We start from the raw sequence: 14,024 nt of genomic DNA, 5'->3' as shown, positions 1-14,024 counted from the left end.
CGCTAGCCTCGACGGGAGCGAAAGGCCGTGCCATGACCGCACCCCTCCCGCTCGCGGGCGTCCGCGTCCTCGAGCTCGGCAACTTCATCGCGGCGCCCACGGCTGGCCGACTGCTCGCCGACTTCGGCGCCGAGGTGATCAAGGTGGAGCGGCCCGGCACGGGGGACGAGCTGCGCCGCTGGCGGCTGCACGAGGGGTCCGAGACCTCGCTCCTCTTCCACACGATCAACCGCAACAAGCGCTCGATCGCGCTCGACCTGCGCACGGACGAGGGGCGGGACGCCGTCCGCCGCCTGGTCGCCGAGTGCGACGTGGTGCTCGAGAACTTCCGGCCCGGCACGCTCGAGCGCTGGGGGATCGGGCCGGACGTGCTCGACGAGGCCCGGCCCGGCATCGTGATCGGCCGCATCTCCGCGTTCGGGCAGACCGGCCCGCTGTCGGCCCGGCCCGGGTTCGCGGCGGTCGCGGAGGCGATGGGCGGGTTCCGCGAGCTGGTCGGCGACCCGGACCGGCCGCCCGTGCGCGTCGGCGTCTCGATCGGCGACTCGATCGCCGGGCTGTACGCGGGCTACGGAGTGATGATGGCGCTGTTCCAGCGCGAGACCCGCCGCTCCGCGGGGCTGGATCCGGCACCGCTGGCGGAGCGGGTCGTCGACGTGGCGCTGCACGAGGCGATGTTCTCGATGACGGAGTCGCTGATCCCCGACTTCCAGGCGCACGGCATCGTCCGGGAGCGCGTCGGCGGGCGGATGGAGGGCATCGCCCCGACCAACGCCTACACCTGCGCCGACGGGGCGAGCATCGTGATCGCGGGGAACGCGGACGCGATCTTCCAGCGGCTGATGGCGGTGATCGGCCGCGCCGACCTGGGCGAGGACCCGGCGCTCGCCTCGAACGAGCAGCGCTGGGCCCGGCGCGACGAGCTGGACGCGGCGATCGGCGCGTGGACGGCGGGCCGCACCGCCGCCGAGGCGCTCGCGGTCCTCGACGACGAGGGCGTCCCCTCCGGCCCGATCTACACGGCCGCCGACATCAGCGCGAGCGAGCAGTACGCGGCGCGCGACATGATCCAGGCCTTCGACGTCGAGGACGCCGGCGGCACTCTGCGCGGCGTGGGCTTCCCGGGGATCGTGCCGGTGCTCGGCGGCCGCTCCCTCCCCATCCGCTCGCTCGCGCCCGACCTGGGCCAGGACACCGAGGAGGTGCTGGGGATGCTCCGGCGCACCGGTCCCGCTGCTCCCTCCGCCGGCGGGGCTCCTGCCGCTCCCTCCGCCGCCGCTGCCGAGGAGGCCGGCCGGTGACCGCGCTCGCCACCGCGCGCCTGCGAGACGTCACCCTCCGCGACGGCCTGCAGCTCACCGGCAAGCTCCTGACGACCGAGCGCAAGGTCGACCTCGCGCGCACGCTGCTCGCCGCGGGAGTGCCCGAGCTCGAGATCGGCTCGCTCGCGCGCGGCGACCTCGTCCCTCCGATGGCCGACACCCTCGACGTGATCGCCGCGCTCACTCCCGAGGAGCTGGAGCGGTGCTGGGTGTGGGTCGCGACTCCGCGCCACGTCGAGCGTGCGGCCGCTGCGGGGGCGCGCCGCTTCCAGTACTGCTTCTCCGCGTCCGACTCGCACAACCTCGCCAACGTCGGCAGACCGACCGAGGCGAGCATGGCCGCGATGCCGGAGGCGGTCGCGCTCGCCGAGAGCGTCGGCGGGCGGATCCAGCTGTGCATCGCCACCTCCTTCACCTGCCCGTTCGAGGGCCCGGTCGACCCGGAGCGCGTGCTCGCGATCGCGCGCGACCCGCGGGCGGAGGGAGCGGCCGACGTGGTCGTCTGCGACACGCTCGGTCAGGCGCACGCCGGCCAGGTGGCGTCGCTCGTCTCGCGCGTGGCCGCGGAGGCCCCGCCCCGCGAGATCGTGTTCCACGGCCACGACACCTGGGGCTCGGGCGTCGCGAACGCGATCGCCGCCGTGCAGGCCGGGGCCGCGGTGGTCGACGGCGCGCTCGGCGGCCTCGGCGGCTGCCCCTTCGCACCGGGCGCCAGCGGCAACACGGCGACCGAGGACCTCCTGTTCGCCCTGCGCCCCGACTGGTTCACGCCCGGCGCGCTCGCGGTCCTCGTCGGCGAGTCGGAGGCGCTGCTCGCCGAGCTCGGCGAGCCCGGCCGCTCGAAGGCCGCGCAGGGCGCCCGCTCGAACGCCCCCGCCTTCCCCTGGGCGCTCTGAGCGGATCGTCCCCCGCTCGCCGGTCCGAGGCGTCGCGAACGGCCGCCTCCCGCCGCGGAGGACGACCGTTCGCGACGCCTCGACAGCGTCATGCGGGGTCAGCGCGCGAGCAGCGCGCCGAGGCGTGCGCGCTCGGCGCGGAGGACGTCGACCAGGAGGGACCCCTCGGGCGCGGCGAGCCAGCGCTCCAGGGCGAGGTCGAAGAGGGCGGAGGCCGCGAGGGCGGCGAGGGCCGCGTCCTCCGGCGCGACTCCGGCGTCGACGAGGGCGGCGCGCATGCTCTCGGCGAGGGCGGCCGACTTCAGGAGCTCGCGCTCGCGCAGCTGCGGCTCGGAGCGCACGACGGCACGGCGGGCGGCGATCGGAGCGCGCCAGGTCTGGAGGTCGCCCGAGGCGGCCGCCTCGAGGCCGTGCATCACGAGGTCCATCGGCGCGAGGCCGGCGGGGGCGCCGGCGAGCAGGCGGCCGACGATCTCGGGGAACTCGCGCTCGCGGAGGAAGAGGACGTCGCGCTTGTCGGCGAAGTGGCGGAAGAAGGTGCGGGTGGTGAGCCCGGCGCGCTCCGCGATCGCGGGGACGGTGGTGCCCGCGTAGCCGTGCTCGGCGAAGAGCTCCATCGCCGCCTGCTCGAGGCGGAGGGCGGCATCGGGGGCCCAGCGTGACATCCGCCCAGGATAGCTGACGACACGACGTGTCATCAGGAGTAGTGTGACGACACGTCCTGCCATCACTTCCGACTGGAGCCGCCCGTGCCCGAGAACGCCGCCGCCCTGCTGACCGCCCCGCGGGCCGACCTCGTCGTCCGCCCCGCTCCGATGCCCGTCCCCGGTCCGGGGGAGGTCCTCTTGCGCAACCGCGCCCTGGCCGTGAATCCGGTCGACGAGATGAAGCAGTGGACGGGCGATCTGATGTTCCGGTGGGTGCCGTACCCGGCGGTGCTCGGGGAGGACGTGGCGGGAGTGGTCGAGGCGGTCGGCCCTGGAGTGACGCGCTTCGCCGTCGGCGACCGGGTCGTCGCGTACGCGGTCGGGATGGAGCGCGGGCGGCGGAACCGCGACGAGGGCGCCTTCCAGGAGTACACGGTCGTGCGCGAGGACCTGGCGGCGCCGATCCCCGACCGGCTGGGCTTCGAGGAGGCGGCGGTGCTGCCGCTCGCGGTCTCGACGGCGGCGACGGCGCTGTTCCAGCGGGACCACCTCGCCCTGCTGCACCCGAGCGTCCCGGTCCGGCCGACGGGCAGGACGGTCGTGGTCTGGGGCGGGACGACGAGCGTGGGGAGCAACGCGATCCAGCTCGCCGTCGCCTCCGGGCACCGCGTGGCGACGACCGCGTCCCCCCGCAACCACGATCGGATGCGCGAGCTGGGCGCCGAGATCGTGCTCGACTACCGCAGCCCCACCGTCGTCGCCGACCTGGTGGCGGCGCTCGCGGGCCATGAGGTCGCGGGGGTGCTCGCGATCGGGACGGGCTCCGGTGCTCCGTCGGTGGCGGTGGCCGCGGGCACCGGAGCGCGACGCGTCGCCCTGGCCAGCCCCTCCGTCTCGTTCGGCTCGCTCCCGCGTCGGCGCGGTGTCAGCGCCGCCTTCGTACGGACGATGCTGCGCGTGGTCGGCGGCACCGCGGCGCTGCAGATCGCGGCCCGGCGCCGCGGCATCCGCGCCCGCTTCGTCTGGGGCGGCTCGCTGATGACGAACGAGGTGGGGCCGATGCTGTGGCGCGACCACCTGCCGGCGGCGCTCGCCGAGGGCCGTCACGTCTGCGCCCCGGCGCCCGAGGTGGTGGGTGAGGGGCTCGCCGCGCTGCAGCCCGCCCTCGACCGGCTGCACGAGGGTGTGTCGGCGGTGAAGCTGGTCGTCCGGCTCTGAGGGGCGGGTCGCCGCCGCCTGCCCCGCCGGGCCGCGGACCGGCCGCTCCGCCCGCAGCTGCTCCGCCCGAGCTGTGCCGCCGAGTGGCCGCAGCGCCGGAGCCTCGGTATCGTGGCGCGCTCCGACGCGACCCGAGGAGACCCCGTGATCCGCCGCACCGCCCCCGGAGCCGCCGCGCTCCTCCTGCTCGCCCTGACCGGCTGCTCCGCCGGGTCGTCGCTCGCGGCGTCCCCGTCCGCCACTCCGGAGCCCGTCGGCGGCCTCGGGGTCGCCGTCTCGGCGCTCTGCGAGCCCGGCTCCGATCCGCAGTGCGTCCCGGTCGGCGGGCAGGACGTCCTCGTCGATCCCGAGGACTTCACCCGCGCGGGCGTCGCCGCGGTCGAGGCCGATCCGAGCACGGGGGTCGTCGACGTCCGGTTCGACGAGGCGGGCGCCGCCCTCCTGCGCCGCGGCTCGCAGGCGGCCATCGACGAGGGGGCCGACGCCCGGCTCCTCCTCCGCGTGGGCGACCGGGTCGAGTCGGCGCTCTCCGTGATGCAGCCGATCGAGGGCGACACCGTGCAGATCGTTCCCGCGGAGGGCGACGCGCAGGGGCTGGTCGACCGGATCCTCGCCGGCTGACGCCCGCCTAGGATCGGCGCATGGCGAAGGGTTTCCGCACGGAGCGCACGCAGGCGCTCCTCCTCGCGCAGCCCTGGGCGCTCTCGCTGGTGAGCGCCGTCTTCGTGGCGGGGATGCTCTGGCTGGCGGCGGACGCGGGCTGGGATCTCGGCGCGGTCGTCGGCGGCGGACGCCGGCACGCGCCGCTGTGGCTGGTGCTCCTGCTCGGCCTGCCGCTGTTCGGCGCCGGAGTGGTGCTCGGCGCGGTCCGGCAGGTGCGGCTCCTGCGGCGGCCGGCGGCGCCGCCCGTCCCGAGTCCGGAGGCGGAGCGGCTGCGGCGCGAGGGCCCGGGCTGGCTCAGCCGGCGCGAGGACGAGCGAGCGGCGCAGGGCGGGACCGGGAGCGCGCAGGGCGGCACCGGCGGCACACCGGACGTGATCGGCAGCGCTCCCGACGGCACGGACGACCCGCGCGACGAGGCCCGCTGACCGCGCCTCAGAGGTGCAGCATCCCCCAGTCGATGATCACGGCCAGCGCCGTGTAGGCCGCGGCCACCGCTCCGACCGCCTTGCCCGCGCGGTCGAGGTCGGCCTGCGGGTCCGGACCGGCGTCGGCGACGACCCGGAGCAGCGCTCCGACCAGCGCGATCAGCGTGATCGCCAGGATCCAGACCTTGAGCGACGCGTGCGGATCGACGTGCGCGAGCGTCAGCGCGACGACCGGCACCGCCACCACGAGCACCGACGCCAGCACCAGGAGGCAGCCGCGCCGGGTGAGGCCGGTCGGCCCGAAGGAGCCGCCGCGCATCCAGGCGCGCACGCGCTGCCTCCGCGAGGCAGGCGGACCGCCGGCGGAGTCCGCGTCGGTCGAGGGCCCCCAGTCCTGCGCGGTCGTCATCGCGCGGTGCCGGAGCGGTCGGGAGTCGGGCTGGGCCGCATCGGGTCCTCCAGGAGACGAGGGGGCACGTCGGACGGTGGTGCCGACCCCTCAGTCTCGGGAGCGCCTCCGGCAGCGGCAAGCGCCTCTTCCGGACATGTCCGGAAGAGGACGCTCAGGCCCGTCCCTGCAGGATCAGGTTCCAGTACACCCACGGCAGGACGCGGCGGTCGGCGAGGTAGGTGAGGCGCCGCTCCTTCGCCAGGCCCGTCCAGAAGGGGACGGTCGGCTTCGGGCGGTAGCGGTCGTCGAACTCGGCGAACACCACGCTCGACCGCGAGACCACGAAGGGGCAGACGGAGTAGCCGTTGTACACGCGGGGGAGCGGGCGGCCCTTCTGCGCGGCGACGAGGTTCTTCGCGAGCGTGGTGGTCTGCTGGCGCAGCGCTCCTCCGGACTTCGAGTTGACCGTGGCCGCCGCGTCGCCGAGCCCCCAGACGTCGGGGAACCGCGGGTGCCGCAGGGTCAGCGGGTCGACCTCGACGAAGCCGCCCTCGTCGCCCTCGGCGGCCAGTCCGGTGCCGGCCAGCCAGTCGGGGGCCGACTGCGGGGGCACGGCGTGCAGCACGTCGTACGACAGCGTCTCGCGCGGGCCGTCGGTCGAGCGCCGCGCGCGGTCGGGGCCGGGGAGGGCGGTTGCGCGCTCGTCGACGGCGAGGACGACCCTCCGCTCGGCCGCGTCGACCTTGACCAGCTCGCGGCCGTAGCGGACCTCGATCCCGTACTCCGCCACCTTCCGCTCGAGCTTGGAGTCGATCAGCGGCATCCCGAACAGGGTGGGGGTCGGCACGACGAGCACGACGCGGATGCGGTCGAGGACGCCGGTCGCGCGCCAGTAGTCGCAGGCGAGGTACATCGGCTTCTGCGAGGCGCCGGAGCAGGTGCCGGGGCCGCCGGGCTGCGTGAAGACGACGGTGCCGGAGCGGACCTCGCGGAGCACCTGCGACGCCTTGCGGGCGTACTCGTACTCGTAGTTGGACACTCCGAACGGCGAGTCCATCGCCTCCTGGAGCCCGGGGACCGCGGCCCAGTCCTTCTGGATCCCGGGGCAGACGACGAGCTGCCCGTAGCCGACGGTGCGGCCGGAGAGGAGGGTGACCGTGTGCGCGACCGGGTCGAGCGTCTCGACGCGGTCCTGGATCCAGACGACCCCCTTCGGCGTCACCGAGCCCTGGGGCCGGGTCGCCGCGGAGGCGGGTGCGGTGCCGCCCGCGACGTGGGAGAGCATCGGCTGGTAGACGTGGGTCGACCGGGGCTCGATCACCGCGACGTCGTCCACTCCGGAGCGCCGCAGCCGTCCCGCGGTCGAGAGTCCGGCGTTGCCGCCGCCGATGATGAGGACGTCGTGGCGGGCCGCGCCGGGATCGGTCATGGCCTCACCCTAGGGGCGCGCCGGGGCGAGCGGACGGGCTTGCGCAGACGCGCGGAAGGGGGGTGCGCTCGGAGTGCCCCGGGACGGTGATCCCGCACGGCCGCCCGGCTCGCGTCAGGCCGCCTCGAGCGCCTGGATCGCGGTCCTCGCGGTCGCGCAGGGGTAGGAGTCGTACCCGTCGTGGGCGTCGAAGGCGCGGCACTCGGCGCAGCGCAGCCGCACTCCGGCGCCGCCCTCGAGGACGCGCTCGGGGCGGTGCCCGTGCAGGATGACGGCGAGGCTCGCGACGAGGGGGTCGCTGCTCACCAGCGCGCTCCGCAGCGCCTCCGACCGGCGGCGGAGGTAGTCGTCCGCCACGGCGTCGATCGACTGCTCGGGGAGGTCCGGCTCGGGCCAGGAGGCGGGCCGCTCGACGGGCAGGTCGAGCTCGTCGAAGCCCATCGACCAGTCCGGGAAGCGGCGCTGCTCGTGCACGCTGGTCCAGACGGTGACCACTCCCTCGTGCCGCGGGTCGGCGAGGATCCGCGCGTAGAGCGAGCGCACGTCGGACTCCTCGCCCTCGAGCAGCTGCATCACGCGGCGGCCGCGGAAGACGAGCATCCCCGAGACGCCGTGCTCGACGTTGTTGCGGCGGCAGGTCTCGAGCAGCCGGCGGATCTCCCCCGAGCCCAGGTCGCGGTCGAGGGTGCTGACGTAGACGACGGTGAAGACGAGGGAGTCGCGCCGCGGCGAGTGCTCGACGAGGTGGAGCGTCGCGGGGGAGTGGGCGCCGGTCTCGGGGTCCATCAGGGCCGCGACCTCCGGGAACTCGAGCCAGATCAGGTCCTCCGGAGCGCTCGGCTCCACGGCGGTGACCGCCGGGACCGCGTCCAGCCACTGCGTCCGCTGGCGGAGGTCGGCGGCGACCGCCTTCTCGTCGAGCCCGGGCAGGAGGCCTGCGGCGCCGGAGACGAAGAGGCTCGTCGCGGAGTTGAGCAGCAGCGTCACGACCGTCGCGTGGCCGTCGCCGCCGAGCACAGGGAGCTCGACACTGTCGGTGCGGCCGTGGGCGGCGAGCCCGGAGGCGTAGGAGACGAGCGCGTCGGCGACCGCGTCCCCCACCTGGAAGGTCGCGCCGGCGTACTGGATCTGCTTCATAGCCCTACGATGCGCCTGCGGCGGATCCACGGGTAGGGGTACCGGTGCCGGGTGGAGCGTGCAGGGGTCGCGGCTGCTCCCGTCCGAGGAGCACGGAGCGGCGGGACCGCGCCCAGTCGGCCGTCGAGCGGGCCGGCGTCCCCGTGATCCGCTCGACCTCGTCGGTGAGCACGTCGACGCCGTCCAGGCCGCGGCGGGCGACGACTCCGAACTGCCGGCGGAGCCCCTCCGCCTGCCACGCGGACATGCCGGTGAGGCGCAGGACAGCGGCGAACACGCGGCTGGGCAGGTGCAGGTAGCGGACGCGACGGCCGAGCCCCGCGGTCAGCTCGCGGGCGGCGCCGGGCCCGTCGAGCAGAGCCGGTCCGGTGAGGACGGGCTCGGCGCCGGTGTGCCCTCCCGCCTCGAGGACGTGCGCGGCGACCCGGGCGATGTCGGCGGTGTCGATCCACGGGATGACGCCGCGCCCCATCGTCTGCGGGAGCAGGCCGCGCGAGATCGCGGGCGCCGAGGGCTCGAGGTTCGTCAGGAAGCCCGAGGCGTGGAGGATCGTCGCGGGCAGCCCGGAGGCGCGCACCCGCTCGTCGGTCCGCCAGATCGCGCGGCCCCAGGGGAGCGGCGAGTGCTCGGCCGCGTCGCCGCCGGAGAGCTGCACGAGCGCGCGGACGCCCGCCTCCTGGGCGGCACGGACGGCGGTGGCGCCGTGCTCGGCCTGGCGCGGGGTGGCGGCGGTGACCAGGAAGAGCTGGTCGGCGCCCCGGAGGGCGGCGGTCAGTGCGGCCCCGTCGCCGAGATCGGCGATCCGCGCGTCGAGGCCGCGGGCCGCGAGGGCCGCCGCCTGCTCGGGCCGACGGACGATCGCGCGGACGGGCGCGCCGGCCGCCACGAGCCGCTCGAATGTCTTGCCGCCGACGTCGCCGGTGACTCCGGTGATCGCGATCACGTCGCTCATGATTCCTCCTAGGTATCAACTAACTGATACTCGAAGACTACGCCGCTACGCTCGGTCCATGTCCTCGGAGTTCTCCCTGACCCGCGACGACGTCGACGCGATCGCCGCCTGGACGGTCATCCGCGCCGCCCGCGACCTGGCGAGGCGGGTCGGCGACGCGCTCGCGCCGGTCGGGCTCAGCCCGGTCGAGTTCGGCGTGCTGGCGCAGCTCTCGGCGGCCGACGGGCTGACGCAGGCCGACCTCGCCCGCGCCGTCGGCGTCCGCCCGCAGAGCATGACGGCCCTGGTCGCCGGGCTGGCGGAGCGGGGCCTGCTCGACCGGGGCGCCGAGCGCGGCCGCGGCCGTCACTCCCGGATCGCCCTGACCCCGGCGGGGCGCGACCTCCTCGCGGCCGCCTACCCGCTCGTGCGGGCCGGCAACGCGTGGTTCGGCGGCGAGGAGCGCGCCGACGCCGTCGCGACCGCGCTGCGCCCGCTGCTCGGCGGGCAGCCGGGCCCGGGGCACGAGGTCCCCTGAGTGGAGGGGGCGGGGAGGCTCGGCAGCGGGAGAGGCGGCTCCTCCTCCGAGCGCTCGTGCACACCCGGCCCCCTCGCGGGTGCCACCGGTACCCTGGTGCGGTGCCCCTGACCCTCCCTCCGCTGAGCCGCGCCCGCGCGCGCGCCGCCGCGGCGTACCCCACCCGGCAGCTGCTGACCAAGCGCGCCTCGGGCACGAACGGATGGCTCAGCTCGTGGGGGACGAACGCGCACGGCGAGATCGCCGGCTGCCCGCCGCCGCGCGGCTGACCCGCGACCGCCCCTCCTCCGGAGCCCGCGGCCGCGTCCCCGCGCTCACCCACCCCTCCGGACGGAACCCCTCATGCCGCACGAGCCCCTGCCCGCCGATCAGGCCCCCCACTCGATCTGGCGGGGACTCCGCCAGACCCTCCAGAAGGACACGGTCGGCGGAGCGTTCCTGCTCACCGCGACCCTCCTCGCCCTGATCGTCGCCAACAGCCCCGCGTCCGCGCTCTACAGCGCGGTCCGCGACTTCCGCTTCGGCCCCGAGGCCCTGCACCTCGAGCTGAGCGTCGGGTCGTGGGCGGCCGACGGCCTGCTCGCGATCTTCTTCTTCGTCGTCGGGCTCGAACTCAAGGAGGAGTTCGTCGCCGGCAAGCTCCGCGACCCGAAGACGGCGCTCGTGCCGATCGTCGCGGCCGTCGGCGGCGTGGCCGTCCCCGCCCTGATCTTCACCGCGGTGAACCTGCCCCGCGGAGGAGCCGCGCTGGACGGCTGGGCGATCCCCGCCGCCACCGACATCGCCTTCGCCGTCGCGGTGATCGCCGTGGTCGGCCGCTTCCTCCCGCCGGCGCTGCGGACGTTCCTCCTCACGCTCGCCGTGGTGGACGATCTCATCGCGATCACGATCATCGCCGTCTTCTACACCGCCGGCATCGACGTGCTGATGCTCCTGCTCGCGCTGGTGCCGCTGGCGGTCTTCGCGGTCTGCGTGCAGCGCGGCGTGCGCGCCTGGTGGGTGCTGATCCCGCTCGGAGTGGCGACGTGGGCGCTCGTGCACGCCTCGGGCATCCACGCCACGGTCGCGGGCGTGCTGCTCGGCTTCACCGTGCCGGTCGTCGCGACGAAGCGCGCCCGGGTGCAGGTGGGGTCGGATGCGGAGGGGCGCCCGGTCTACGACGGCCTCGCCGCGCACTTCGCCGATCGCTGGAGCGTCCTCTCGACCGCGGTCGCGGTGCCGGTCTTCGCGTTCTTCTCGGCCGGAGTGACGGTCGGCGGAGTCGCGGGCCTGGTCGACTCGTTCCAGGACTCGATCGCCGTGGGCATCATCGCGGGCCTCGTGCTCGGCAAGCCGCTCGGCATCGCCGGGAGCACCTTCCTCCTGACCCGGTTCCGCGGCATCGGCCTGGATCCGTCGCTGCGCTGGGTGGACGTGATCGGCATGGCGTTCGTGGCCGGCATCGGATTCACGGTGTCGCTGCTCGTCGGCGAGCTCTCGTTCGGCGCGGGCAGCGAGTCCGACGACCACGTGAAGGTCGGCGTCCTGGCCGGCTCGTTCCTCGCGGCGGTGATCGGAGGCGCGATCCTCTCGGTCCGCAACCGCCACTACCGCCGCCTGCAGGGCTGACGCCCGGCGGGATCTCGCGGCGCCCGCGGCCCGGGCGGCTCGATCGGCACGCGCCTCCTGCTGGTCGAGCAGCCGCCGCAGGCGCCCTGTCGAGGCCCGCGCGGCTCAGCCGTGCAGGCCGTGGACGACCGCGTGGCCGCGGCCGCGGGAGATGAGCAGGCGGTTCACCGGGGTCGTGACGACGAAGGCCAGGGCCAGGGCGCCGGCGAGCGAGCCCCAGAAGAGGCCGGACGAGAGCCCCGCGTCCATCGCTCCGGGGATCGCGAGCACCACTGTGTTGTCGACGACCTCCATCACGGCGATCGAGACGGTGTCGGCCGCCAGGGCGATGCCGACGGCGGCGCGCCACGTCACTCCGGAGCGGAGCACGCCCCGCAGCGTGAGCGCGTAGCCGAACACGAACGCGAGGACGATCGAGAGGGCGACCGTCGTCAGGGCGGGCAGCCCCAGGGCGGAGCCGATCACCATGCCGAGGACCTCGCCGATCGCGCAGCCGGTCAGGCAGTGCAGGGTCGCGAGGGCGGCGGCGCGCCAGGTGGTCGGGTGGTGGTGGGCGTGGTCGGTCATGGTGTCTCCTCCGGTTCGGTCCAGGGGGGTGCAACATACCCCCGGGGGGTATATTCCCGACCCGGCCGTCGGAGTCTCCTCCGGCTCCGCAGGCGCGCGAGCCGTTCGCCCGGGCGCGCTACCCTCGCCCCGTGCTCCTCCGAGCACCGCCCCTCGACACCAGGAGCCCCGATGGCCGCCCCCACCGTCCTCTTCGTCTGCATCCACAACGCCGGCCGCTCGCAGATGGCCGCCGGCTACCTCCGCGCCCTCTCCGGCGGCGCCGTCGAGGTCCGCTCCGGCGGCTCCGAGCCCGGCGACAGCATCAACCCGATCGCGATCGAGGCGATGGCGGAGGAGGGCATCGACATCTCGCAGGCCGTCCCGCAGCTGATGACCACCGAGCAGGTCCAGGCCTCCGACGTCGTGATCACGATGGGCTGCGGCGACGTCTGCCCCGTCTTCCCCGGTAAGCGCTACGAGGACTGGGACCTCGCCGACCCGAAGGGCCGACCGCTCGAGGAGGTCCGCTCGATCCGCGACGACATCAGGGCCCGCGTGCAGGCGCTCGTCGCGGAGCTGCTGCCCGCCTGAGCCGGTCGATCCCGTCCGGCCGCGTCAGCGTTCGGCGGGAGGCGGGAACGTCCGCCCGACCGGCGGCGAGCCCGCCGGGAGCGCCGCGCGCGCCCGGTGCAGGAAGACGGCGGTCATGACGACCCGGGCGCGGGCCGGCGACGAGTCGAGCGGGCCGATCAGCTCCTCGATCCGCGCGAGCCGGTCGTAGAGGGTCTGCCGGCCGATGCCGAGCGCGGACGCCGTCGCCGTCTTGCTCCCCCACAGCGACGCGAAGGTCTCGAGGGTGGCGAGCAGCTCGCCGCGCTGGGCGCGCAGGGGCCCGAGCACCTCCTCGACGAGGCCGTCCGCCTCCGGATCGTCCTGCAGGGAGCTCGCGAACCGCTCCAGGCGGTACTGGCGCGAGTCGACGACTCCGCCTGCGGGCGCCCACTCGAGCGCGCCGCGCACCTCCGCCAGCTCCCGGGGCACCCGCTCCTGCCCGCCGAGCCCGCTTCCGACGCAGAGCAGAGCGTCCGAGTCGAGGGCGGCGCCGAGGCGCAGGAGCTCCGTCCGGCCCTCCTCCATCGCGGCGGCGGTGGCGAACGGCAGCAGCGCCAGCAGCTCGGAGCCGACCACGCAGAGCACCGGGCCGGGATCCGCTCCCGCGCCCGTCAGGAGGCGGAGCAGAGCGCGGAGCCGCCGGTCGTCGTGACCGGTGTCGGCCCGGACGCCGAGGTAGCGCTCCCGGGATCCGGCGCCGAGGCGGCCGAGGAAGGCGTCGATCTGGAGGTCGGCCGCCGGGTCCGCGCGCTCGACAGATGCGATCGCGAAGAGCTGGGCGGTCAGCCGCTCGGTGACCGACGGCGGGCGGTGCCGGAGCACGGCGATCGCGAGGACGTCCGGCGCCCGGTCGAGCGCGACGGCGACGGCGTGGAGGTCGGCGTCGGCGTGGGCCCGCAGATGCAGGGTGCCCAGGAGGGAGTCGCCCGCGTGCAGCACGTTCGAGAACGTCCCGGCCGTCGGCTCCGTGTCGACGCCCGGCCCGGGCGAGGCGCGGGCGATCTCGTCGCCCGTGAGCGAGACGAGCGAGGCGGAGGCGCCCGTCGCGGAGGCGACGACCTGCAGGAGCTCGTCGACGCCCGCGTCCCCGGAGGCTGCGTCGGCCAGCAGACCGGACACTCTGTCCGCCAGTCGGATGCTCCGGAACTTCTGCTCGGTGAGGTGGGTGTTGATGCTCTCGCAGACCTGCACGAAGGGGACGCGCCGGGGCAGGGCGAGCACGGGGAGGCCGAGCTCGTCGGCCGCCGCGACGATCGGCGGCGGCACCGCGGGCAGGCGCGGCGAGAGCTCGAGAGCGAGGGCGCCGACTCCCGCATCCACCAGAGACCGCACGTACTCGCGGCACTCCGCCGGGTCCTGGTCGGTCGAGAGGAGCGCGCCCTCCATCAGGAGCAGCTCGCCTCCGAGGAGGAGGGGCGCGATGTCGAGCTGCTCGCTCGTGTGGGCCCAGCGGATCACGGCGCGCTCGGCGGCCGCGTGCCCGGCGGCCACCACCGGGAGCATGGCGGCGAGGCGCGGATCCCGCATCGCGTCCGACAGCAGGTAGGCCATACAGAACGTCCTCTCGCGTCACGGCGAATTTACACGCGGACGCGCCGCCCGAAACGGGTCCGCACGAGAGTGGAGCCTCACCGGGCGCCCCGCCCTCCCCTTCATCC

The 14,024-nt window shown here is 75.4% G+C and carries 16 protein-coding genes; 9 read left to right on the top strand and 7 right to left on the bottom strand.

The features are described from left to right. Positions 1–32: 32 nt before the first annotated feature. Together C5C35_RS13625 and C5C35_RS13620 are read left to right on the top strand one after the other, a co-directional pair. On the top strand, positions 33–1,301 hold the full coding sequence (locus C5C35_RS13625; protein WP_104263314.1) for a CaiB/BaiF CoA-transferase family protein: 1,269 nt from the start codon (positions 33–35) through the stop codon (positions 1,299–1,301). Further along, positions 1,298–2,218, top strand: a complete 921-nt coding sequence (locus C5C35_RS13620; RefSeq protein WP_181065492.1) for a hydroxymethylglutaryl-CoA lyase — start codon at positions 1,298–1,300, stop codon at positions 2,216–2,218. The genes C5C35_RS13625 and C5C35_RS13620 overlap by 4 nt, the downstream gene beginning before the upstream one ends. Positions 2,219–2,316: 98 nt before the next feature. Here C5C35_RS13620 and C5C35_RS13615 read toward each other — a convergent pair whose 3' ends face one another. Next, positions 2,317–2,883, bottom strand: a complete 567-nt coding sequence (locus tag C5C35_RS13615) for a TetR/AcrR family transcriptional regulator (RefSeq protein ID WP_159940693.1) — start codon at positions 2,881–2,883, stop codon at positions 2,317–2,319. Positions 2,884–2,967: 84 nt separating this feature from the next. On the opposite strand from C5C35_RS13615, the gene C5C35_RS13610 reads away from it, so the two are divergent. The 3 genes from C5C35_RS13610 to C5C35_RS13600 all read left to right on the top strand — a co-directional run bounded on the left by C5C35_RS13610 (position 2,968) and on the right by C5C35_RS13600 (position 5,171). Further along, positions 2,968–4,083 carry a zinc-binding alcohol dehydrogenase family protein gene (locus C5C35_RS13610; RefSeq protein WP_104263313.1) on the top strand — a complete coding sequence of 372 codons (1,116 nt, stop codon included), beginning with the start codon at positions 2,968–2,970 and terminating at the stop codon, positions 4,081–4,083. A 144-nt stretch (positions 4,084–4,227) separates the two neighbouring features. Then, the gene (locus C5C35_RS13605) at positions 4,228–4,704 is read left to right on the top strand and encodes a hypothetical protein (protein ID WP_104263312.1); all 477 of its coding nucleotides are present in this window, start codon (positions 4,228–4,230) and stop codon (positions 4,702–4,704) included. 20 nt (positions 4,705–4,724) lie between these two features. Then, positions 4,725–5,171 carry a hypothetical protein gene (locus C5C35_RS13600; RefSeq protein ID WP_104247793.1) on the top strand — a complete coding sequence of 149 codons (447 nt, stop codon included), beginning with the start codon at positions 4,725–4,727 and terminating at the stop codon, positions 5,169–5,171. 7 nt (positions 5,172–5,178) lie between these two features. Here C5C35_RS13600 and C5C35_RS13595 read toward each other — a convergent pair whose 3' ends face one another. The 4 genes from C5C35_RS13595 to C5C35_RS13580 all read right to left on the bottom strand — a co-directional run bounded on the left by C5C35_RS13595 (position 5,179) and on the right by C5C35_RS13580 (position 9,080). Further along, on the bottom strand, positions 5,179–5,502 hold the full coding sequence (locus C5C35_RS13595) for a hypothetical protein (protein WP_104305349.1): 324 nt from the start codon (positions 5,500–5,502) through the stop codon (positions 5,179–5,181). Between the two features lie 232 nt (positions 5,503–5,734). After that, complete coding sequence (locus C5C35_RS13590; protein WP_104263311.1) at positions 5,735–6,991, bottom strand: NAD(P)/FAD-dependent oxidoreductase; 1,257 nt, start codon at positions 6,989–6,991, stop codon at positions 5,735–5,737. Between the two features lie 114 nt (positions 6,992–7,105). After that, the gene (locus C5C35_RS13585) at positions 7,106–8,128 is read right to left on the bottom strand and encodes a BLUF domain-containing protein (RefSeq protein ID WP_104263310.1); all 1,023 of its coding nucleotides are present in this window, start codon (positions 8,126–8,128) and stop codon (positions 7,106–7,108) included. 4 nt (positions 8,129–8,132) lie between these two features. Next, the gene (locus tag C5C35_RS13580) at positions 8,133–9,080 is read right to left on the bottom strand and encodes an NAD(P)H-binding protein (RefSeq protein WP_104263309.1); all 948 of its coding nucleotides are present in this window, start codon (positions 9,078–9,080) and stop codon (positions 8,133–8,135) included. Positions 9,081–9,138: 58 nt separating this feature from the next. Here C5C35_RS13580 and C5C35_RS13575 point away from each other — a divergent pair, with 58 nt between their 5' ends. The 3 genes from C5C35_RS13575 to nhaA all read left to right on the top strand — a co-directional run bounded on the left by C5C35_RS13575 (position 9,139) and on the right by nhaA (position 11,205). Further along, positions 9,139–9,597: a MarR family winged helix-turn-helix transcriptional regulator gene (locus tag C5C35_RS13575; RefSeq protein WP_160035578.1), complete on the top strand. Its 459-nt coding sequence runs from the start codon at positions 9,139–9,141 to the stop codon at positions 9,595–9,597. 101 nt (positions 9,598–9,698) lie between these two features. Further along, the gene (locus tag C5C35_RS17040) at positions 9,699–9,866 is read left to right on the top strand and encodes a hypothetical protein (RefSeq protein WP_181027217.1); all 168 of its coding nucleotides are present in this window, start codon (positions 9,699–9,701) and stop codon (positions 9,864–9,866) included. Positions 9,867–9,939: 73 nt separating this feature from the next. Continuing rightward, on the top strand, positions 9,940–11,205 hold the full coding sequence (nhaA, locus tag C5C35_RS13570; RefSeq protein WP_104263307.1) for a Na+/H+ antiporter NhaA: 1,266 nt from the start codon (positions 9,940–9,942) through the stop codon (positions 11,203–11,205). 105 nt (positions 11,206–11,310) lie between these two features. Here the strand turns inward: nhaA and C5C35_RS13565 are convergent, their stop codons facing one another. After that, positions 11,311–11,772 carry a DUF4396 domain-containing protein gene (locus C5C35_RS13565; protein ID WP_104263306.1) on the bottom strand — a complete coding sequence of 154 codons (462 nt, stop codon included), beginning with the start codon at positions 11,770–11,772 and terminating at the stop codon, positions 11,311–11,313. A 171-nt stretch (positions 11,773–11,943) separates the two neighbouring features. Here C5C35_RS13565 and C5C35_RS13560 point away from each other — a divergent pair, with 171 nt between their 5' ends. Continuing rightward, the gene (locus tag C5C35_RS13560) at positions 11,944–12,345 is read left to right on the top strand and encodes an arsenate reductase ArsC (RefSeq protein WP_104222419.1); all 402 of its coding nucleotides are present in this window, start codon (positions 11,944–11,946) and stop codon (positions 12,343–12,345) included. 24 nt (positions 12,346–12,369) lie between these two features. On the opposite strand, the gene C5C35_RS13555 is transcribed toward C5C35_RS13560, so the two are convergent. Beyond that, on the bottom strand, positions 12,370–13,917 hold the full coding sequence (locus C5C35_RS13555; protein ID WP_104263305.1) for a PucR family transcriptional regulator: 1,548 nt from the start codon (positions 13,915–13,917) through the stop codon (positions 12,370–12,372). Between the last annotated feature and the right edge of the window lie 107 nt (positions 13,918–14,024).

Source organism: Rathayibacter sp. AY1F8 (assembly GCF_002932165.1).
In the GTDB taxonomy this organism is placed as follows: domain Bacteria; phylum Actinomycetota; class Actinomycetes; order Actinomycetales; family Microbacteriaceae; genus Rathayibacter.
Note: the sequence above shows the minus strand (reverse complement) of the source record. Positions and strands in the feature narration are given on the sequence as shown.

What these genes read in the sequence shown, in the direction of transcription:
- C5C35_RS13625 (WP_104263314.1), top strand. Translation starts at nt 33, where the DNA reads ATGACCGCACCCCTCCCGCTCGCGGGCGTCCGCGTCCTCGAGCTCGGC.
- C5C35_RS13615 (WP_159940693.1), bottom strand. Translation starts at nt 2,883, where the DNA reads ATGTCACGCTGGGCCCCCGATGCCGCCCTCCGCCTCGAGCAGGCGGCG.
- C5C35_RS13600 (WP_104247793.1), top strand. Translation starts at nt 4,725, where the DNA reads ATGGCGAAGGGTTTCCGCACGGAGCGCACGCAGGCGCTCCTCCTCGCG.
- C5C35_RS13590 (WP_104263311.1), bottom strand. Translation starts at nt 6,991, where the DNA reads ATGACCGATCCCGGCGCGGCCCGCCACGACGTCCTCATCATCGGCGGC.
- C5C35_RS13585 (WP_104263310.1), bottom strand. Translation starts at nt 8,128, where the DNA reads ATGAAGCAGATCCAGTACGCCGGCGCGACCTTCCAGGTGGGGGACGCG.
- C5C35_RS13580 (WP_104263309.1), bottom strand. Translation starts at nt 9,080, where the DNA reads ATGAGCGACGTGATCGCGATCACCGGAGTCACCGGCGACGTCGGCGGC.
- C5C35_RS13575 (WP_160035578.1), top strand. Translation starts at nt 9,139, where the DNA reads ATGTCCTCGGAGTTCTCCCTGACCCGCGACGACGTCGACGCGATCGCC.
- nhaA (WP_104263307.1), top strand. Translation starts at nt 9,940, where the DNA reads ATGCCGCACGAGCCCCTGCCCGCCGATCAGGCCCCCCACTCGATCTGG.
- C5C35_RS13565 (WP_104263306.1), bottom strand. Translation starts at nt 11,772, where the DNA reads ATGACCGACCACGCCCACCACCACCCGACCACCTGGCGCGCCGCCGCC.
- C5C35_RS13560 (WP_104222419.1), top strand. Translation starts at nt 11,944, where the DNA reads ATGGCCGCCCCCACCGTCCTCTTCGTCTGCATCCACAACGCCGGCCGC.
- C5C35_RS13555 (WP_104263305.1), bottom strand. Translation starts at nt 13,917, where the DNA reads ATGGCCTACCTGCTGTCGGACGCGATGCGGGATCCGCGCCTCGCCGCC.